This window comes from Labilibaculum manganireducens (genome assembly GCF_963665805.2).
Classification (GTDB): Bacteria; Bacteroidota; Bacteroidia; order Bacteroidales; family Marinifilaceae; genus Labilibaculum; species Labilibaculum manganireducens.
In genome coordinates, this window is record NZ_CAXXEE010000003.1 from 2,655,403 (window position 1) to 2,676,407 (window position 21,005).

The 21,005-nt window shown below is 35.7% G+C and carries 13 protein-coding genes; 5 read left to right on the forward strand and 8 right to left on the reverse strand.

Going from position 1 to position 21,005, the window contains the following annotated elements; all coding sequences use genetic code 11:
• Positions 1 to 40: 40 nt before the first annotated feature.
• From ACHZAX_RS10285 to ACHZAX_RS10320, 8 genes are all read right to left on the reverse strand, one after another.
• Positions 41 to 2,506 (reverse strand): TonB-dependent receptor, encoded by a 2,466-nt coding sequence (locus tag ACHZAX_RS10285; RefSeq protein WP_320019045.1) that lies wholly within the window; start codon positions 2,504 to 2,506, stop codon positions 41 to 43.
• Positions 2,507 to 2,710: 204 nt separating this feature from the next.
• On the reverse strand, positions 2,711 to 3,559 hold the full coding sequence (locus ACHZAX_RS10290) for a patatin-like phospholipase family protein (RefSeq protein WP_218973003.1): 849 nt from the start codon (positions 3,557 to 3,559) through the stop codon (positions 2,711 to 2,713).
• A 21-nt stretch (positions 3,560 to 3,580) separates the two neighbouring features.
• A complete protein-coding gene (locus tag ACHZAX_RS10295) occupies positions 3,581 to 4,315 on the reverse strand; it encodes a lysophospholipid acyltransferase family protein (protein ID WP_101308630.1) in 735 nt (244 codons plus the stop codon).
• Between the two features lie 411 nt (positions 4,316 to 4,726).
• The gene (locus ACHZAX_RS10300) at positions 4,727 to 5,422 is read right to left on the reverse strand and encodes an SIMPL domain-containing protein (protein WP_101308631.1); all 696 of its coding nucleotides are present in this window, start codon (positions 5,420 to 5,422) and stop codon (positions 4,727 to 4,729) included.
• A gap of 152 nt (positions 5,423 to 5,574) precedes the next feature.
• Positions 5,575 to 5,835, reverse strand: coding sequence for a zinc ribbon domain-containing protein (locus ACHZAX_RS10305; protein ID WP_101308632.1), 261 nt, complete (start codon positions 5,833 to 5,835; stop codon positions 5,575 to 5,577).
• Between the two features lie 189 nt (positions 5,836 to 6,024).
• Positions 6,025 to 6,672 carry an HAD family hydrolase gene (locus tag ACHZAX_RS10310; RefSeq protein ID WP_320019046.1) on the reverse strand — a complete coding sequence of 216 codons (648 nt, stop codon included), beginning with the start codon at positions 6,670 to 6,672 and terminating at the stop codon, positions 6,025 to 6,027.
• The gene (locus ACHZAX_RS10315; RefSeq protein WP_320019047.1) at positions 6,659 to 7,276 is read right to left on the reverse strand and encodes a sugar O-acetyltransferase; all 618 of its coding nucleotides are present in this window, start codon (positions 7,274 to 7,276) and stop codon (positions 6,659 to 6,661) included. Before ACHZAX_RS10315 ends, ACHZAX_RS10310 begins: the two co-directional genes overlap by 14 nt.
• A gap of 161 nt (positions 7,277 to 7,437) precedes the next feature.
• Complete coding sequence (locus tag ACHZAX_RS10320) at positions 7,438 to 7,893, reverse strand: ferritin-like domain-containing protein (RefSeq protein ID WP_320019048.1); 456 nt, start codon at positions 7,891 to 7,893, stop codon at positions 7,438 to 7,440.
• Positions 7,894 to 8,267: 374 nt separating this feature from the next.
• Between ACHZAX_RS10320 and ACHZAX_RS10325 the strand changes: the two genes are divergently transcribed.
• From ACHZAX_RS10325 to ACHZAX_RS10345, 5 genes are all read left to right on the forward strand, one after another.
• A complete protein-coding gene (locus tag ACHZAX_RS10325; protein ID WP_320019049.1) occupies positions 8,268 to 12,329 on the forward strand; it encodes a hybrid sensor histidine kinase/response regulator transcription factor in 4,062 nt (1,353 codons plus the stop codon).
• A 374-nt stretch (positions 12,330 to 12,703) separates the two neighbouring features.
• Positions 12,704 to 14,368, forward strand: a complete 1,665-nt coding sequence (locus tag ACHZAX_RS10330; RefSeq protein WP_320019050.1) for a DUF1735 domain-containing protein — start codon at positions 12,704 to 12,706, stop codon at positions 14,366 to 14,368.
• Positions 14,369 to 14,405: 37 nt separating this feature from the next.
• On the forward strand, positions 14,406 to 17,552 hold the full coding sequence (locus ACHZAX_RS10335; RefSeq protein WP_320019051.1) for a SusC/RagA family TonB-linked outer membrane protein: 3,147 nt from the start codon (positions 14,406 to 14,408) through the stop codon (positions 17,550 to 17,552).
• 32 nt (positions 17,553 to 17,584) lie between these two features.
• Positions 17,585 to 19,276, forward strand: a complete 1,692-nt coding sequence (locus ACHZAX_RS10340) for a RagB/SusD family nutrient uptake outer membrane protein (protein WP_320019052.1) — start codon at positions 17,585 to 17,587, stop codon at positions 19,274 to 19,276.
• A gap of 85 nt (positions 19,277 to 19,361) precedes the next feature.
• The gene (locus ACHZAX_RS10345) at positions 19,362 to 20,759 is read left to right on the forward strand and encodes a DUF6055 domain-containing protein (protein WP_320019053.1); all 1,398 of its coding nucleotides are present in this window, start codon (positions 19,362 to 19,364) and stop codon (positions 20,757 to 20,759) included.
• Positions 20,760 to 21,005: the final 246 nt, after the last annotated feature.

A 21,005-nucleotide genomic window follows, 5' to 3' on the forward strand; every position in this document is an offset into this window, starting at 1 on the left:
TAGAACACCCTTTAAAATTAATTCGATATGGTTGTTGTTATTACATTTCAAATTCTTCTACATCAACCCCGCCTTCTGATCCTCTTTCACGCTTCATTTTATAGTTGTTAATTTTAAAACTTAATTTCAAATTGAAAGTCGGCGATTTATGACTAAACCGGCTAAAGTTGTAAAAATTATCCCCTTCGTATAAGGTTTCATGTTTTGCTGTTCCAAAAATATCGCGAACCTGGAAAGTAGCAGACAGCCTGCGTTTCATAAAATCGCGCTTTAAAGCTGCTGATGTTGTAAAGAACCCCTTGCGTTTCCCTTGAGCCCAATTTGTTTCTGATTGATAGTTCGCAGTAAACTGAACCCGTGTTTTTGGATCAAAAATAATGGTTGAATTATTCCTAAGTCCCCAATTGTAACTTTTCGTTGAGAAATCCTTATAAATATCCTCATCAGATGAATTGGTTATCGTAAAATCACCTTCTTCTTTGTAGTGATAGAAATTACCTATTAAATCGTTCTTAAACCATTTGCCAAAAGATAAATTTATAGTCGCTTCCATTCCTAAAGAATAATCATTACCTACATTAACAGAAGTGCTCTTCATTACGTTTCCCTGCTCTTCCCAAGGATATCTAACACTTTCTATTTTATTGTGAGTGACTTTATAATAAGTTTCAAAAGTCACTGACTGATCTCCAAAACGTTTCGAATAAGCCAACTCGTAAGAGTCAATATATTCAGGATTCAAATCAGGATTTCCTTGTCGCACATTGTAGGCATCTGTCCAGGTAACAAAAGGCTCCAACCAATAACCTCTCGGACGTTGAATTCGTCTGGTATAACTTGCCATTATCTGATTGTCTGATCCCAAATCCATCTGTGTATGAATGGTTGGAAAGAAATCCCACCGTTTAATGGTGAAAACCTCAGATTCATCTTTAAAATCAATTTCCCGGTTTGTATATTCAGATCGGAAACCCAGTTGGTAGCCAAACTTTCCAATTTTTGAAGCATAAGTTGTATACAAACCATGCACTTGCTGATCGTAAGTTACATCATGACTGTATAATGGCTGAGGCTCATATTGTTTGCTTACAACATTATAATCCTCTTGCTTCGTATCTGCCTCACTGGAGCGAATCTGACCTTGATATCCGAGTTCAAACTTTGCATCCTTTCCCAGTGGCAAAGTATAATCGGAACGGATTTCCCATCTGGTTCCAGGCCCATCCTCAGTTGCAATTTTCCCGGATGTTTGATTGCCATTAGCATCAAACAATTCGTTGGTTGACTGCTCATCCCCACTTCCGCGATGCGAATAAGTAACCTGAGAAGCCAACTGATGACCTTTACCACTAAATTTTCTGGTGTACGAAAAGTTTGAATTCACAAAAGTCATTTCTTTCTCCCAAAGATCTTGACTGTCGTATAAAATTCTTTCCGGATCAGTACTGTCAAACTCCTGATAATCCAAAACCGAACCCCGTTCCATGTCTCTGTTTCCGTATCGAAATCCAAACGAAATTGTATTTTTATCATTGATATCAAAATCGAAACCAGTACGAATGCCATAACCCAAACGCTTCATTTTAGCTTCACCATCCGATAACACAGAACTTGTAACACCCTCATAAATGGTTCTGTTTTCGGTTTTAGTTGTCCCTTCAAACTGACGGTTGCTGTAATCCAATCCTAAATTCCAATTCCATTTCTTCTTGCGGTAATTAATTAAAATATCACCGCTTCGGTTTTCCTGGCTACCCATTGATAAGTTAGCCACTCCATTCAATCCCTTTTCGGAATTCTTTTTTGTGATAATATTAATAATTCCAGCCGTTCCTTCCGGATCGTATTTCGCTGAAGGATTGGTAATAATTTCAATATTCTCGATTACACTTGCAGGCATTTGCTGCAAAATATCCGATGCATCCAAAATAGAAGGTTTTCCATCTACCAAAACGGTAAAATTTGAATTGCCCCGAAGACTTACATTCCCTTCAATATCAACACTTACAGATGGAACATTCTCCAAAACATCAACAGCAGTTCCACTTGCTGCAGTAATTTGCCGGCTAACAGGAATTACCTTTTTATCAATTTGATACTGCACCGGAGCACGTTCAGAAGTTACAACAACTTCGTTTAATGCTTCGCTTGCCTGTCGTAAGTTCACAATCTTTAAATCAGCCAGATTTCTGTTTCTATCGATTGGAATATTTCTAACGATGGCTTTATTATAACCAATAAAAGTAATTTCAACGAAGTATTTTCCAGGCTTCATCTTTGCAAGCTCGAAAGCCCCTTTTTCATCAGTAATGGTTCCGTCAATAAGGCTTGAGTCGGCCATATTGTAAACAGAAACCGTTGCGTATTCAACAGGAATATCCATAGCATTGTCCATCACAATACCTTTTATTACTCCGCCTTTCATTTCCGGTTTTAAAACCGGTTCCTCTGCCTTAGCTGATATTACTATAAAGCTTAAGCAGATCAGAAGAATTAATCGATTCATTTAAATTGAATTATGAGTTTTATAAATTGTCCAGACAAACTTACCATTCAAAAGCCAAAAACATCTACGAAATTTGATTTTTAGATTTTCGTTAACATTTGGGCGATCAAAAAGCCTATTCGCCGGACTATCATTCCTCTCTATAGACAATAAAAAAGGCAAAAGGTTTAAAAAGAAAATTATTTTTCCGATCGGAGGATCAAATTACAGAAGATTCCATTTTTCGATTGCAATTCGCCCCATTTCCCGTCCCAGTTCGTAATCTGTTACCAGTGTGGCATAATCTTGAGTGAATCGCTTTGTTTTGAAACTTTCGGGAGGACAAATATCCAAAATCTGAATGTTTTGCGGTGGATTTTGAATAAAATCGATTGATGAATTGTAATTGTCCGGACGATTCAACAATGCTTTCACCAAACCCGGATGTTTTCGAAAGAGCAAACGTCCCAATTTCGATTCCATTCCTTTTTTCATCCGAAAAGAATTTGGACGGGAACGAATCACCATAATTTTAACAGCTCCCTTTTCCACTGCTCTTTGAATTGGAATGGGTGCAGAAACGCCTCCATCTGAAACTATTTGTCCGTCTATTTTCAAAAAATTGCGGTAAAAAAGAGGAACTGTACAGCTGGCCTTCATCACATGACTAAGGCTTTCTGCATCAGGCTTGATAAAAACCGATCGGCCATCTGAGTTCATGGTAACTCCAATTTCAAAATCAGGATTGTTGGCAAACAACACATCCAGATCAATAGGCAGTTCGCGGGTAGTGATATCCCATGACCAATCTAAATCCATTAAATGTCCACCGGCTAAAAACTTCTTCCAACTGATGTATTCAGGCCGTAAAGAATAATCTGTAAACATCTTGAAATTTCTCTTTCTCTGCCTGGAAAGATAAGTGGCCGCATTAACTGCTCCAGCGGAAACACCTAATACAGAGTGAAAAGGATTGAATTCCATCTCTATAAACTGATCCAAAACACCCGCAGCAAAAATACCGCGCATTGCACCACCTTCCACTACCAATGCTGTTTTGTTGTTTTGGTTCATCATTGAGCTTTTCCTTAGTAATTATTGGTTCAATTCTTTCTTAATTAAAGCTTCAACCATTTCGGTTAGTTCAATTGCAGTGTAAGCTGCAGGCTCAATAGGTTCTAAAACTTTATATCTAACCTTAGCTCCCAAACACAAGGGGAACATTCCTTTTTCTTCAATTTTATAATTTCCATCGACCACAAAAGGAACAATTAACGCATTTGGCGCGGCCTGAAGTAAAGCCTCTATTCCACCAGCTTTAAAAGGTTTCATCACTCCTGTTTTACTTCTGGTTCCCTCAGGAAAAATGCTGGCTGCATAATTGTTTTTTGCGATTAACTGACCCAGCTTATAAATTTCAGGTATTGCCTGAGCTCTGTTCTTTCTATCGATTAAAGCAGCTCCCGAATGGCGAAGATTATAAGACACGCTCGGAATGTTTTTAGCCAATTCCTTTTTTGAAATGAACTTTGGATGGTGTTTTCTGAAAATCCAGACAATTGGCGGTATGTCGTATACTCCCTGATGATTGGAAACAATGATTAACGGCCGGTCGGTCGGCAAGTTAACTTTTGGCAAAGATGTAATACGAACGCCTAAAAACACAACCACACGCATTAAAAAAAAGTTTAAAACATCAACCGAATTCTTGTGAGCCTGATAGCCAAACAACTTGTGGCAAATTACTTGTATTGGATGAAAAATCACCAATAAAAGCAAAAACAGGATGTAAAATATAAAGCTGAGAATATAAGACAGGATCTTGATCATTTATTTTTCGATTTTGTATTTCTCCACAAAAGAACAAAAAAAAACATTTATAGATAAAGTGTTGCGGGAAAAATTGACGAATTGCCGCTAAAAATACCACTATTCCTGGGATAGCTGAAGTGAAAATTTAATCACAAAGAACTCGAAGTACTGCACAAAGTATCACAAAGCGTCTGTTTCTTTTCTTTGGGTGACTTCGCGATAAGCTAATGGGTGACAATTTAAAAAACACAGTAAAATTTAACCGCAAAGTGCTCGAAGTACTGCACAAAAGTATCACAAGGCGTCTGTTTCTTTTCCTTTGTGTGACTTCGTGATAACTTTATTTTTCCTCGGTGGTAAATGCCTTTTCTGAAGCATAAAAAAGATCCCTATTTTTATAGAGATCTTCGTGTTTCTTTCCGGTTAATTCTATTCCAAAGCAAAGCTGATCATCACGGAATATTCCAATTTAATTTTCTGAAAATCAAGATCAGGAACACCCATAGCCGATTCAAAGTTTTCACTTTTAACCCGCATCATTGTATTTACCATTTGTCGGCCATAGGGCGAAGAAACTTCATTGATATAAATGGCTTTCCCCACTTTTTGTCCGATTGCCTCGGCCAGAGCTACAGCTTTTTCTTTACCTGCTATAACAGCATTTATTTTAACCTGCTTGCGATACTTCTCAATTTCGGAATGATCCACTCTCAAAATACTGATATTTGATATCTTGATTTTATCCAACTCAACAAACACCTTTCCGAGTGTTTTAGAATCGTGTACCAACAGCTCAAAATCTTTCGATTTCTTCATATCGGCACGTTGAAAAAAGTGATTCTGCAAATTACTGGCAAAATCAGATACTGAAAGCTGCTCCTCCAAATTGATACCGGCCTTTTTTAAAGCCACAAACATTTGCTTTTCCAATACTTCAATGCTTTCCTTGTTCTTGGTGTCTTCCTCATCCAAATGAATGTTTAAATAAATTTCATCGGGAACGACCTCTAATTCTGCCAATCCTTTTACTTCAATGTAGTTTTGATCAATAAAGTTTTTCTGAGCTTGTGCCATTGCACTCCAGCTAAGGAAAACAGCCAATAGTAGTATTACATTTCTTTTCATCTGTTTATAATTTTTTGTATGAATGTTATTTTTTACAAGGTTTTAGTAAACAAATACCGTGCTAAGCATTATTCTTTATTCAAGATAAGATGAATTGTATGCAATTTAGTTGCGTCAAACTTTACTAAAAAACAATATTCTAACAAATATCACTACTTCTTCCATCTTTCCAAACGTCCCATACCTCGGGTAAACAACCAGGAAATAAGCTTCGAATGTCCGCCTTCCATCATCTTTTGTTTACAGAAATTCTGAAAATCGTGAAGCGTTCCTGTATAAAGAAACTCTCCGTTCGCGTAACAGTAGCTGCAGTATTTCAAATTTTTACTTCCATCGGCATTGGTTCCTCCAGCCTGAGGGTCTTTTTTCATGGGCATTCCACAACTCTGACACATTTTATTTGCTTTATTCATGCTGTTATCGTTTAAATGATGTATTTGGAATTATAATTTAGTTCGGTAATCTGATTGTGAGACTTACCTTATCAATTGAAAAACGGAAACAAACTACAGCCTTGAATTTACGAAAAAAACAACAATTATCCCTACAGCCTATTGAAGGTAAATCGCACAATTACAAGAATTTGTCAGCGATTATCAAATTTAAATTTTGGAATTTATCCAATCGGTAAAATCACTGGTATTATAAAATAATTCTTCCGGATACAACTCTGCAAGTTTCTCCGGTTCGGTTGAATTTGCCCATGCCGCTGCAGCTATTGGAATGCCGGCATTTTTACAGGCAACAATATCACTTGGAGCATCGCCAACATAAATTACTTCATTCTTGCTTACATCCTTAAAGTAATTTAAAACAGCAGTTATTCCTTCCGGCTTTCGTGGTCCGAATGAATGTCCGGTTTCAATTGTTTCAAATAAATGAGCAATACCAAATTTCTGTAATGAAATAATTGTACTGTATTTTCCTTTGCCGGTAACCATGGCAAGCCTGATTTTTCTATCTTTTAAATCGGCCAACAGGTTTGATATTCCATTAAAAGGTGTTGGACACATTTCGTGCAGTTGCTCATAATAACACAAGTAACGCGAAATGCCTTCCTCGTAATTGTTGGGAGCCAATGCCATTATTGTTCCTTCCTCCGAAGGGCCGAAGGTTGCAATTATTTCTTCATCGGAAATTGATCTGCCAATAAGCGGTTCTATTGATTTTTTGAAAGCTTTAATACACAATGGCAAAGTATCGCCAATGGTTCCGTCGAGGTCAAAAATTACAGCTTTAATCTTTTCCATGCGATCTGTTTTGCTCATTTATTTTTCGGATTATTTTGCATGGATTACCAACCGCTACACAATTTTCAGGAATCGATTTGGTTACAACACTTCCTGCTCCAATCACAGAATTCTTTCCGATTGTTACTCCTGGTAAGATAATCACACCTCCTCCAATCCACACATTGTCCTCAATTTTTACGGGCAGTGCATAGGTTCTAAAGAATGGAAGTTCTGTACCGGGATCCCAATCAGTTACCAAACGCTCGTTTACATCTGTTGAATGAGTTGCAGTATAAATCTGCACATTTGAGGCGATCAACACATTGTTTCCAATTTCAATTTTATTACAATCAACAAAAGTGCAGTTGATATTGATAATTACGTTGCTGCCAACAAAAATATGCTTGCCGTAATCGCAGTAAAAAGGCGTATCAATATTTACATTATCGCCTAGTTTCCCAAATAGCCCGCGCAAAATATTCTTTCGGTTTTCGGCATCGGTACTTTCTGTCGAATTATAGCTTTTTGTTAATTTCCGCGCCTTGTGTATCAGACTTTGATTTTCCTCGTTGGATGTATTAAAGACTTCCCCATCCAAACATTTTTGCATTTCAGTTTTCATTTCATTCGTTTTTGAAATTCAAAAATAGAGAAGAACAGCCGATTATTTTTTCATCTATCTTAAAATCATCCATTCGCCCGTATGGTAATTAAATGTTGTTGGGTCATTCCCAAATAGGAAACAATATATCCCAAATTTACCCGGCTAAATATTTTCTAATTTTAATTCTCTGTTAAAATATTATTATTGTATTCCACTTCAAAACAAAGTTTATGCTTTGCTTCTTCCTGAGCAAGCACAAGGAATAATTTTTTCGACGGTTCATCTAGGGCTGCAGAAGCTAGATCCTTATACAATCTAAAAGCGATTTTCTCCTTTTTCATGGCAATAATCAGTGCGTCCTGATAGGTAAAATCATTTCTGGTGTGATCTACATCCTCAAGACTACCAGTAATTTTCATATCCTTAATTTCATCCAGGTTCAATTCCGGTTTCGCATCCTTCATCTTCTCCAGTCGAAGCATTCTGGCTGTTTTCTCTAAAGCAATATCCCCAAAAAGTCCTTTCACATGTTTCCTGTCCATTCGACTTGCAACCTCCGAGTAAAACTCAACTTCATCCATCTCCTTATCGATTGCATAATCAATAATTTCTTCAAATGTCCAACGTCTTTTCACACCCTAAATTTAACTGTTTTAAATGTGAAATTTTACTCCGGTCGTTTTAGGGGCTAAACTAGGTGTGTTTTTCTTTTCAGCTGTAGTAACAATCAATACAAATGAATTTTTGTATATGAATTCTCAATTCTATCCATCCTCAAATTGAGAGAATCTATTAGTCATCAAAAAGCTAACTTAATATAATCACCAATTAAAAACACCATCATATTCAAGCAATAAACTTCTCATAAAATGATTCAAACATGTTTTAGAGCAATATATTGTACATCTGAAAAGAATAAATATCTCAAAATTGCATTTCTTCTATTATCGTACATATATTAGCACAATTATTATATCAACTTCAATACTTGGAACTCATCATCCAGATCATGAAACAATTAAGTTTACACCAAAAAAAATGGCGAATAAAACATATTCTTCTCATTATTATTATTTTTTTACACATCGCTATCCCTTCAAATGCACAAAAAATAAAAACTCCACTCGAGTTTACTCATTATACAACTAAGGATGGATTGCAATCAGCATATATTAAAAGTATCGTTCAGGACTCTGATGGTTTTATATGGGTTGCTGACAGAAATGATGTATTACGTTTTGATGGAGAAAATTTCAGCAAATTTCCTGCATATGATGCTTCGGGAAAACAAACAAAATTATATTGTCAAAAGCTATTCGTCACTTCAGACTCCATTTTGTTAGGAAGAACTAATCTAAAAGAATTTTACTATTTCGATAGTAAAACTGAATGCTTTTTACCTTACAAATTATTAAATGACTTGAATCCTATTCAGGAAATTGCCACATCATCAAAAGGATTTTGGATAAAAAAATCAAACAAGATTTTTTTCCTTGACCCTAAAAACGGACATATTGAAAATATCCTGCACAAGCTGCAGATAAAACAAACTCCAGAGAATGCAAATCTTTATACAGTATCAGTAAATAATAAATGGTTAGTTTTTAATTCTGAAAACCAATTGTACTGTTATAATCTAGAAAATGAAGAATTAATAACACATACCTTCTCCTCCGAAGAAAATTTAATTCAATATGAGTTATTGTTTCTCGATTCGAAGCAAAATATTTGGTTAAGTTCATTTTATTCAGGCATTTTAAAATTTAATTTAAAAAGTAAAAAATGTATCCACTTTTCAAAATCCAAAAATGGTAACTGTCATCTACCCAGCAATTTTATACATTCTTTCTCTGAAGATCAATTAGGCCGAATCTGGATTGGGACAGAATATGGATTGGCTGTTTACGATAATGAGTTGGAAAAGATGAGTATTTACAATCATCAATTTTCCAATCCTAAAGGACTAAATAGTGATCCAATATACGACACATACTGTGACAAACATGGCAACATTTGGCTGGGAACCTATTTTGGAGGTATTAACTTGTGGAGTAATAATAAAACTTTCTTTCAAAAATGGACCCCTGGCCTGGGAGAAGGACAAATCAAAGGGGATGTTGTTAGATGCATAACCGAAGACAACACAGGCAACCTTTGGATTGGCTTAGAGGACAAAGGACTCAATAAGTATTCCCGGCTAACCGGTAAAGTCACACACTTTACCGATAAATACAACAACCGACTATCATACAATAATTTGCACGACATTATATTTATTGATGATACTAATGAGCTTTGGATCGCAACTTATACTGGAGGTATTAATGTTTTAAACGTCCAAACCAATAAGTTTCATTATTTCAACCGCGAAAACACCCCTGAATTATTTGTTAATGACATCTGCATGTTTGAAAAATATGGCGACTCTATTTACATTGCCACTTACAGTGGTATATTAATATATTCACTAAAAGATAAAACATTTCGAAAATTAAAACCTAACCGCATTAATAATATTGTAGTCTCGAGTATATGCAAAACAAAAGATGCCTTATGGTTTTCTGCCCTTAACCTTATTTATAAATATGTACCTGAATCTGATTCGTTAAGCATTTTCGATAAATTCCCTGAATTGCACGGGATTAACTTTGTTAAGACCGATTCCAAAAACAAAATTTGGGTAGGTGATTGTTACGACGGCTTATTCTGCTATAACAAAGAACAAGATAGTCTTTCACACTTTTACCTCGAAAATGGATTTCCCGCGAATTGGATTTATAGCATGGAAGAAGGAAGTGATGGCTGGATCTGGGTAGGAACAGACAAAGGATTGGTGAAATTTCTTCCGGATAGTGCTAAAAGTATTGTTTACGATAATAATTCCGGAATACCTATTGAACAATTTAATTACAATACCTCTTTTACTGATAGCAAAGCAAATATTTATTTTGGAGGAAACGGTGGAATGATATCTTTTAATAAAGATGCTGATCCACCAAAACTTCAGAAATTATCAATTGTATTTACCGGGGTTAAACTTTTTAATAAGTTGCTTAAACCTGGCGACTTAAAAAATTTCGATCAATCAATTAACAAGCTCGAAAAACTGATACTCAAACATGACCAAAACATTATCACACTAGAATTTTCTGCATTAAGCTATGCATCAAATGAAAAATGCAAATATTCCTACTATCTGGATGGCTTTGAAAAAAATTGGAACGAAATCAGTAATCGTAATTCTGTTACATATACCAATCTAAATCCAGGAAAATATACATTTAAAGTAAAGGTCTTTAAAGATGATTATATTGTTGAATATGGAAAACGTGAATTACAAATTATTGTATTGCCCCCATTTTGGTTAACATGGTGGGCATACACAATATATTTTGCTATTGGAGTTGTACTGATTTTCTTCATTTTTCGTGTTGGGAAAAACCTTGAGAAATCAAAATTCAGTGCAGAATTTGAACATCGTGAGAAATTACATAACGAGGAAATACATAAGATAAAGATGGATTTTTTCACCAACATCTCTCATGAACTTAAAACACCATTAATGCTCATACTTGGACCAATTAATAAGATCCTTGAAAAGCAGAAAATAAGTCCAGTGGTAAGAAGAGATCTAAATAATGTAGAACAAAATGCCGAACGCCTATATACTCTCACCAATCAATTGCTTGAATTTCAGAAAATTGAAAATAGTAAGGAAATGTTACGGGTAAGTAATTGCGATCCAACACTATTTTTCAATGAAATATCAAGTTCTTTTGAATCATTAGCCGAATCTAGAAGTATTCTTTTCCAAACAGATTTCCCAAAAGAAGGAGAAAAAATATGGATTGACCTTGATAAAATTGACAAAATCATTTTTAATCTTTTATCCAATGCATTTAAATTCACTCATGAAGGAGGAAAAATCACCCTTTCAATCCAACTAATTAAACGTTTTCCTTCTTTAAACAGCTGTTTTGATTTGCTGATTACTGTAAAGGATTCAGGAAGAGGTATTCATCCTGAAGAGCTTGATAAAATATTCGAACGCTATTATCAGGCAAAAGAAAATTCTAACGGTTCAGGTATTGGGTTAGCTTATGTGAAAAGTCTGGTTACGATACACCGCGGAACAATTAATGTGGATAGTATTGTTAATACAGGAACTTCTTTTACTGTTAAAATTCCGATAAATAAAACTGATTATACTGAAAATGAATTTAATACTGCACCCGATCAATTTATTCCTCATAAAGAAATCCCTATTCTGCAAATAAACAAAAGAAAAAGTAATTCGATAGATATGGATATCCTCTCGAAAAAACCTCATATTCTAATTGTAGAAGACAATATAGAATTGCTTGATTTTTTAAAAGAGGCACTCGAAGAGAACTTCAGAATTACAACTGCGATTCATGGAGTAGATGCCCTTGAAAAATTGGAGAAAATTACTCCTGAGCTAATTGTTAGCGATATTATGATGCCACAGATGGATGGAATCCAATTAACTGTTCAACTAAAAACAAATTTGAAATACTCACATATTCCTATTATTCTACTGACATCAAGAAGCGGAACTAAAAATAAATTAGAAGGGTTACAAACTGGAGCCGACTTTTATATTGAGAAACCATTTTATCCTAAACTCCTTGAACAGAACATTAAAAACATTTTGAATACCAGAAAAAATGTGATAAATAAATTCAAAACAGAGAACAATGTCGCCATTGAAGAAATGACAATTTCCGAACCGGATAAGATTTTTCTGGAAAGAATTATCGCTATAATTAGAAAAAATATCAGCAATCCTGAACTTGATGTAATGTTCTTAATTAAAGAAATGAGTATAAGCCGTACGCTGCTGCATACAAAACTAAAAAATATTGTTGGATGTTCATCAACCGAATTTATAAGATCCATACGATTAAAAGAAGCCGTAAAACTAATATCTTCAAGAAAATGTAATATTTCGGAAGCAGCCTACGAAACAGGATTTTCCAGTCCTCAATATTTTTCAAAACGTTTTCGTGAGTATTTTGGTAAATCACCCAGAGAATATTTTGATATTTAGTAGTCCCATTTATAGTATAAGTAAGGATACATATCACAAAAGATAACTAAGTCAAAATAATAATTTGAATTCAATTACAACTATAAATAGTCTGTTGAGGAATGAATAATATTCTCTGACAGACTTTTTTTTCAATGATTTTTTAACCCCAATTAAAAAATAACCATCCCAAAATCCTTATCTCTTCTGTACTTTACCGCAAACGTTTGATGAAGAACATATTAAACAAATTCAATCAAGCTTTTATTTGTGGTTTCTGAACATTGATTTAAGTTTTCTGAACATCTATAACCTTTCGTTTCAATTCTTTAAGCTTATTTGCATGCATAAGTAAATATAGTAAAATACCTAACCCTTAATCAATCTATTGTAATATGAAAATAAGAAAACTTTGCTATCCAATTTTAGCTATTTTCCTGTTAAGTGCATGCGGGGATGATTTAATGAATCCTGTCCCATTAATAGAAATCGATCCCGGATTTGCAACTTCAGGATTTTACAATGCAACTTCAGTTTCACAAAATGAATCTGAAAAATATACCATTGAATACAACAGAGTTCATGGAATATCCAGAGAACTAAGTATGAGTTTTATTATTGACGAAGCATCCCTTGAAAAGTACAACGAGGACAATGGAACCAGTTATCAACTCTTACCGTCCGAGTATTATTCGATAACAGAAGGTGTGAAATTTGACATTAAATCGAAAAAGACAAGTTTTGAAATGACCTTGTATTCAAAAAAACTCTATTTATACGCTGGTTCTGTTGAGGCTGCATCAAACTATCTATTACCAATTAATGCAGTTACTACTGAAACTAAAGGTGTAGACATTTCTGAAAACAAAAATACACTTTTGGTTCATGTAAATATGAAATCCTCTGCCATTACTGTTTCTACATCTGCACCTACAAACCTTTATTTATCAAAAGACAGTGAAATAAAAGAAACAATTAGTGTAACCGGGGCTCTAAATTTTACGGGCATTTATCCTAACACTGTGTTAATGTTTGTAGATACTCAGGCACCTTTATTAAGCACAGGAGAATATACTCTTTTACCTGAAGAAAATTATTCGTTTTCGGAAGATAATGTTCAAGGCTCCGGAAATATAACTGTGAAAGGAGAAATTAATGCGACGGGTTTAACTGAAGATAAAAAGTACCTGCTGCCATGTCGTTTACAATCATCCAATTCCGATTATCTTATAGTTCAGGAAGATCCGGTATATTATATTATTAATATTTCTGACCTTAAGGTATCCATAACAGAAGCAAGCGCATCGGAGACTGTTGAAACGGCATCCTGTTTAAATATTCTTAATAGTTCGGTGAATGTTACAACAAACACAATAGTATCAAGCGATTTATCAATTAATTTCAACTACGATCCATCTCTGATTTCTGCTTTTAACACTAACTCAGGCACAAACTACCAAACTTTACCTGAAGGAACTGTAACAATTGAAAATGGCAAGGTAGCTATTGGAAGTAAAACCGCAAATATCCCTTACAGCATAGACCTTTCCGATATAGATCTCAGCAATGATGTTCATTATTTGGTTCCATTTGTTTTAAATGAAGGAAATTTGGAAACAGGAACAATATCCGGATCAAATACAATTTATCTTGACATAACAAAATCGTTGGCCGGAACCTATAAATTAAACATTACTGATAATGCACGTTCTCGTAATATTGGGAATGTAGTATGGGATGCTTCTAAATGTCAACGTGCAGGCGATACAGCTTGGGATGCGGTTATTGCTGATGCTCAGTATGGTTTCAATGGAGATGGTGATTGGTATGTTGTATTATTCTCTGTTACAGATGAAGATATGACAGGCAAAGAAAATTGTAAAAAAATAAAGATCCACACTTTCCTTGAATTATTAGAAGAAAACGGAGGAACAAACAAGGTAACAGAAAACAAATCATATTTCAATACACTTACCGGCGAGGTTTATATCGACTGTTATGTTTATGAAAGCTGGTTTGAAAAATCATATAAAGAAACCTATTCATTCACATTAGAATAAAAATCTAAACCCAATTGAAATAATAAAATAAAAGAATATGAATGAAAATTTAAAATTCAATCCAATATTGCGTAAAATCATATTTTACACAATAGTATGCCTTTTACTCATTTCTTTCTTTCCCGCAAATGCGGCAATAACAAAGGATGATATTGCTATCCTTCAAGGTGAAGTAATTGTAAAAGGGACTGTCAAAGACATAAATGGAGAACAATTAATAGGAGTCAACGTTATCGAAAAAGGAACAACAAATGGAACAATTTCTAATCTTAACGGAGATTTTTCGATAACTGTTTCTTCTGAGAATGCAACTCTTGTATTTAGCTATATCGGTTTTAACCAGCAGGAATTCGCTATTGGAAATAAAAGAGAATTTAATGTAGTCATGAAAGAAAATATGACAGGATTAGACGAAGTTGTTATTGTTGGTTATGGTTCCCAAAAGAAAGCAACTCTCACCGGTTCTATTTCGCAGGTAAGTGGTGATGATCTCAAGAAAGTTTCAGCAGCCAACCTTACCAATACTTTGGCAGGAAAAACTGCCGGTGTGATTGCTAATGTGAGATCCGGTGAGCCGGGAGAAGACAATGCAACAATTTTTATTAGGGGAAAAGGGACAACTGGAAATAACAGTCCGTTGATAATTGTAGATGGAATTGCCGGCCGGGGATTTTCCCGACTAAATCCGGAAGATATTGAATCAATCTCGGTACTAAAAGATGCTTCGGCGGCAATATACGGTGCCAGAGCTGCTAATGGTGTAATTCTTGTTACCACAAAACGCGGAAAAAAAGGTGGCATTACAGTTAAATATAATGGTGACTACTCCATTTCGCAGCCAACACGCATCCCCGATATGCTAAATTCACTTCAGTATGCAACATACGTGAACGAATACGACAGAGGACACGGATTATCAGAAACTTATAGTGAAGATGCTCTGCAAAAACTGCAGGATGGTTCTGATCCCATTAATTATGCCAACACCGATTGGTGGAATTCCGCAGCAAAAAAGTGGGCTCCCAAAACACAGCATAACATCTCGGTAAGCGGAGGTAATGAGAAAGTGCAATTCTATACTTCAGCTCAATACATGTGGCAGGATGTCATCTATAAGAACAGTCCGCAGGACTATTCTCAGTATCAGTTTACAGCAAATTTAGATGCGGAACTTTCCAAGCGGATCCGTTTTGGTTTGGATGTTAATGGCCGTCAGGAGAGCCGGAAACGTGGAGTTTATGCTACTGATTATCTTTTCGGTTATTTCTTAACAACAAATCCGATGGCTGCTCCATACTACGAAAATGGTTTGCCTCGTGTTGGATTTGATGGAGTTACAAATAACGCAGCGGTAATGGTAACCGATCAGCCTGGCACCAGTGAAAAAAAGAATAATATTATCAACTTGAAACCATTTTTACATATTGACCTTGATTTTATTACAAAAGGTCTTTACACTGAAGGATATGCAGCACTTGACTATTCATTTCAAAATGGGAAAGATATAAATCATCCTTATGATTTATATCAATACGATTCAGCAACCGATAAATATAACAGCAAGAGATCAGCAACCGGAGCTATTTCGTTAAATTCCTGGGCAGATAATTCAGATGCAATAACCATTAATGCTCGTTTGGGCTATCAAAATTCATTTGGCAATCACAAAATAGATGCTTTTGCTGCTTACGAGCAATACAAATACAATTATAATAATGTATCGGCATATCGAACCAACTATCTTTCTACATCCATAATGCAGATTTTTGCAGGCAGCAGTAATCCTGAGGATCAAGGTACCGGAGGATATGCTGGTGTGAGTGCCCGCCAAAACTATTTTGGACGTATTAACTATAATTTCAACGATAAATATCTTGCAGAAATAAGCCTTCGTTATGATGGATCAATGAATTTTCCTGCTAATAAACGTTGGGGACTTTTCCCAGCTATATCAATAGGCTGGATTATGTCTGAAGAATCATTTTTTAGTCCTTTAAAATCTGTTGTAAACTTCTTTAAACTAAAAGGCTCTTGGGGAATGATGGGTAACGATAACATCAATCCATTCCAGTTTTTGTCAAGTTATGGCTTTATTTCAACTGAAGATCACTCATCAGATGGAGTTTTGTTTGGTGATGCTGTGCAAAAAGGGCTTTTCGAGAAAGTTACAGCCAATCCTTACATTACCTGGGAAACAGCTAAAACAACAAACTTAGGAACTTCAGCTCAATTCCTTGATGGAAAATTCAATCTTGACTTTGATTACTTTGTCTCTAAAAGAACTGATATTTTACGCACAAGAAATGCCTCAATTCCTGACTATGCCGGTTTAGCTTTACCTGCTGAAAACATTGGCAAAGTAAAAAACAGCGGTATCGAGATTGTTGCAGGTTATAACGGCAGCCATGGTGACTTTAAATGGAATGTCAGCGGTAATTTCACCTTCGCTGAAAATAAAATGGAATACATTGATGAAGCTGTATCAACACCAGCTTGGCAACGTGCAACAGGACATCCGATTGATGCAATGGTTTTATACGATGCTCTTGGAATTTACCAAACACAGGAAGAAGTTGACAACTCAGTGCACATCGATGGAGCCAAGCCTGGAGATCTGATTTACAGAGATACAAATGATGATGGAAATATTACTTACGATGATGCCATCAGAGTTAACGAATCAGCAACCCCAAAAATTGTTTATGGTTTAACATTAAACGGAAGTTGGAAAGGCCTTGATTTTAATGCCTTTTTCCAAGGACAGGCAAAAGCAAAAATGATGGTACAGCCTACTATGAATATGATGACAGATTTTTATGAAGGTCGCTGGAGTGATGCAAATTCTGCAGAAAAAAATGCAGAAGCCCGCTGGCCAAGAGCCTTCATAAAACAAACTTATGGGGATGATTTCAACGGCAGAGCTTCTACTTGGTGGTTAAGGGATGCAAGGTTTTTACGTTTAAAATCAGTGGAGTTAGGTTATTCATTACCAAAATCAATATCTCACAAAATGGGAATAACAAACTTGAGGTTTTACGTAAATGGAAGCAATTTATTTACAATCGACAAAATCAAAGATTTTGATCCTGAAATATCTATTAATGCTGATAACTATCAAGCCAACGGACTTACTGCTTATCCTCTGCAAAGGACAATTACAACAGGGGTAAATCTATCTTTCTAATCAGGTAAAAATCAAAAACAAATTATAATCATATGAAAAAATATATTATATACGGACTTGTATTATTCGCGTCTTTATGCATAATTTCCTGCGACGACGAGATACTGGATGTCGATCCGGTAGATACATTCACCGATGCTGCAGTATGGAATGATTTAGCTTTGGCCGAATCTTACTTAAATACTTCATATACCAAAATAAAAGCAGAAGCAGAAAAGGGTTCAAGATTTGCAAGCCTTTCAGAAGAAATTTTTCAGATGCACACCTATGGTACAGAAAATGTTCGGCAAGGTTATCTCTCTTCTGATAATTCAAGCTTTGGTTGGGAAGACGACATGTGGAATCCTTGGGATTACTTCTATGGAGCTATAAAAGATGTAAATCTATTTCTCGAAAACATAAAAGAAGTCCCAACTCCAAGTTCAGGAGATGATATCTGGAAAAATGATTTAATCGGACAAGGACATTTTTTAAGAGCTTATTTCTATTTCCAGCTTTACAGTCTTTATGGAAGAGTTCCATTAATCAGTCAGGTATATCCGTTGGATACAAAAGAATTTACAGAAACCCGCGCATCACTGGAAGATGTAGCTAGCTTTATTGTTACCGAGTGTGATTCCGCCGCGAACCTTTTACCTCTGGAATATAGTAACGCTAAAAATTTTGGAAGAGCTACAAAAGGTGCAGCTCTCATGCTAAAAGGCCGGACATTGCTCTTTGCTGCCAGCCCTTTATACGATAAAAATTATCCAGATCAGATAAAATGGCAAAAAGCTGCAGATGCAAATAAAGCTGTCCTCGATCTGCATAAGTACAGTTTACAATCCATCTCCAATTCTGATGAATATGCTTCTTTATTTTTAGATTCTAAGAATCCTGAAATTATTTTCGAAAAGTTGTATGATAAAAAATATGTTGCGGGTTCTAATAATGTTTTCCTGCATCAGGCTCCTTGCGGAACAGGAAATGGGTTTCAGGGATGGGGAACCTTACAGCCAACACATAATGTTGTAAGTAAATTCCAAATGAGTGACGGTTCTAAATATATTCCCAATACAAATACAGAAAAGCCTTGGGACAACAGGGATCTGCGCCTTCATGCCACTATTTTTGTAGATGGAGACAACTGGGGATTCGGTGATGATAATCGTGAAATAGAATTTTTTGTTTCAGGAGAAGCTGAAGTCGATCCAGGGAAAGACAGCCGGGAAGGGCCATCGTGGTGGAATGCCACTCAAACTGGCTATGGATTAAAAAAGTTCCTTGATCCGAACTATGATAATTTTGGCACTAATGCCAACACAACGCCATGGATTTATATGCGGCTTGCTGAAGTGTATTTAAACTATGCTGAATGTTTAATTGAATTACACAAAAACCCAGAAGCGCTTATCTATATCAACCTTGTTCGTGAGCGCTCCTTACTGCCTCCCGCAGAAGGCGTAGATATACGTGCAGAATATGAATACGAACGCCAGATAGAACTATTGTTTGAAGGTCAGCGTTGGTTCGATATCCGAAGATGGAAACAAGCTGAAGAAATTTACAAAACACCAATTGAAGGAATAAACATCAAGAAATTTAAAGATGGAAGTAAAACCTACGAGCTAAAATCAGAAGCAATTGAAACCCGTAACTTCTATGCTCCGAAAAACTATTGGATGCCAATTCCTCGCAGTGAGTTAAGAAAAGCACCACAACTGGATGCTACTCCGTACGAATAAGTTTATAATAATTGACAATACAGAGCTTGAAGAAGGGAATTCTCTTCTTCGAACTCTTATTTATTCAACTTAAAACGTTTTAAAAATGATCAAAATACGACCCTACTTATTCTGCCTTATCTTTCAAGTGTTGTTTTTTTGCAGTTGCGGAGATTCTGATGATTCTCCTGATAATCCTATAGTTAAACCTGATCCTGAATTCCCCGAAGAAGAAAGTTCAAAAGAAACCTATTACCCAGCAAGTATCTGGAATGTGGAACAAGATAATGACTACCAAAATAGTGCAAGTCAGTTCTCTGTTGCGAGAATGAAGGAAACAGCAAATTTGGTTGCTTTTTGGGAATCTAAATTTGGAAATGATCCTTCAAAAACAGCAGATACAGAATATCGATTTCAATTGGACGATCTAATAGAAGAAAGTGAAAAAATGTACAAATTCTATCGTGACAGTCTCAAATTTGTAGAGAAGGGAAACTCCCTTACCGACAAATACCGAATGAACTTCTACATTTATTATAGCAACGAAGGAACCGTTTATGGAGGAGGTGCAGAAAATAAAATTGGAGCAATGTGGCTTACCCCCAACCGGATTAAAACCAAACCTTATGCAGCTATGGCTCATGAAATGGGACATGCTTTTCAATACATGGTATCATGCGATGGTAAATGGGGATTTACATCCGGCAACAACGTGTCCATCTTCGAAATGACTTCGCAATATATGCTGTTTCAGTTTTATCCAAACTGGATGGAACTGGAGAATTACCACTTCGACAATTTCATGCTGAATACACACAAGGCTTTCCTTCACGAGGATAATATGTATTGTTCTCCCTATATTTTGGAATATTGGTCAGACAAACACGGAATTGATTTTATTGGTAAACTTTGGAATAAAGCCATAAACGGGGAAGATCCTGTTATGACATACCAAAGAATAACTAAAATAGATCAAGCCGCCTTCAACAATGAAATATTAGATGCTGCCCAAAAATTTATGACTTGGGATATGGATCGCATTCGTCCTTATGCAAAAAATTATGCAAATAAACATACCTGCGCTTTTAAATCAATAGGTGACGGCTGGTACCGCATTGCAGAAAACCGATGTCCTCAAAACTACGGTTACAATGGAATAAGATTGGAAGTTCCTGCGTCCGGAACGGAAATAAGACTTGATTTTGAAGGCATTGCCGGTGCTGACGGATACAATGCAGTGAATGTGGATAAAGTAGGTTGGGGCTATGCTTTTGTAGCTGTTAAAACCAATGGTGAAAGAGTGTACGGCACTCCCAATTTCAATTCAATTGGTAAGGCTTTATTTACAGTTCCCGAAAATACTTCTTACTTATGGTTAGTTGTTACAGGTGCTCCTTCCGAACATTGGATACACAATAATGACGGGTTTTCAGGCAACGATGAACAATGGCCCTACAAAATTAAACTTACAGGAACAACGTTACATAGTTCTGTAAATAAGTAAAAGTTCCCTTTTCTCATACAGAGGTGAATTTTTGAGTCGGTTAATTCGTTTTAAGAATTGCCGGCTTTTTTATTACAACCTCCTAATTTAAATCTTCTGTTCAGTTTGAGTCCAATTATCCATTCTTTGCTTTAAAGAAGATCTTTTAATTTTTGACTCACGAACTAAAGACCTCCACTCTATATCTATTAAAGCATAATAATAAAAAAGAGCTGCAACCCAATGCTGCAGCTCTTCCATACAAAG

Excerpts from the sequence above, each read along its gene's own strand:
- ACHZAX_RS10285 (WP_320019045.1), bottom strand. The coding sequence starts at position 2,506 with ATGAATCGATTAATTCTTCTGATCTGCTTAAGCTTTATAGTAATATCA.
- ACHZAX_RS10290 (WP_218973003.1), bottom strand. The coding sequence starts at position 3,559 with ATGAACCAAAACAACAAAACAGCATTGGTAGTGGAAGGTGGTGCAATG.
- ACHZAX_RS10295 (WP_101308630.1), bottom strand. The coding sequence starts at position 4,315 with ATGATCAAGATCCTGTCTTATATTCTCAGCTTTATATTTTACATCCTG.
- ACHZAX_RS10300 (WP_101308631.1), bottom strand. The coding sequence starts at position 5,422 with ATGAAAAGAAATGTAATACTACTATTGGCTGTTTTCCTTAGCTGGAGT.
- ACHZAX_RS10305 (WP_101308632.1), bottom strand. The coding sequence starts at position 5,835 with ATGAATAAAGCAAATAAAATGTGTCAGAGTTGTGGAATGCCCATGAAA.
- ACHZAX_RS10310 (WP_320019046.1), bottom strand. The coding sequence starts at position 6,672 with ATGGAAAAGATTAAAGCTGTAATTTTTGACCTCGACGGAACCATTGGC.
- ACHZAX_RS10315 (WP_320019047.1), bottom strand. The coding sequence starts at position 7,276 with ATGAAAACTGAAATGCAAAAATGTTTGGATGGGGAAGTCTTTAATACA.
- ACHZAX_RS10325 (WP_320019049.1), top strand. The coding sequence starts at position 8,268 with ATGAAACAATTAAGTTTACACCAAAAAAAATGGCGAATAAAACATATT.
- ACHZAX_RS10330 (WP_320019050.1), top strand. The coding sequence starts at position 12,704 with ATGAAAATAAGAAAACTTTGCTATCCAATTTTAGCTATTTTCCTGTTA.
- ACHZAX_RS10335 (WP_320019051.1), top strand. The coding sequence starts at position 14,406 with ATGAATGAAAATTTAAAATTCAATCCAATATTGCGTAAAATCATATTT.
- ACHZAX_RS10340 (WP_320019052.1), top strand. The coding sequence starts at position 17,585 with ATGAAAAAATATATTATATACGGACTTGTATTATTCGCGTCTTTATGC.
- ACHZAX_RS10345 (WP_320019053.1), top strand. The coding sequence starts at position 19,362 with ATGATCAAAATACGACCCTACTTATTCTGCCTTATCTTTCAAGTGTTG.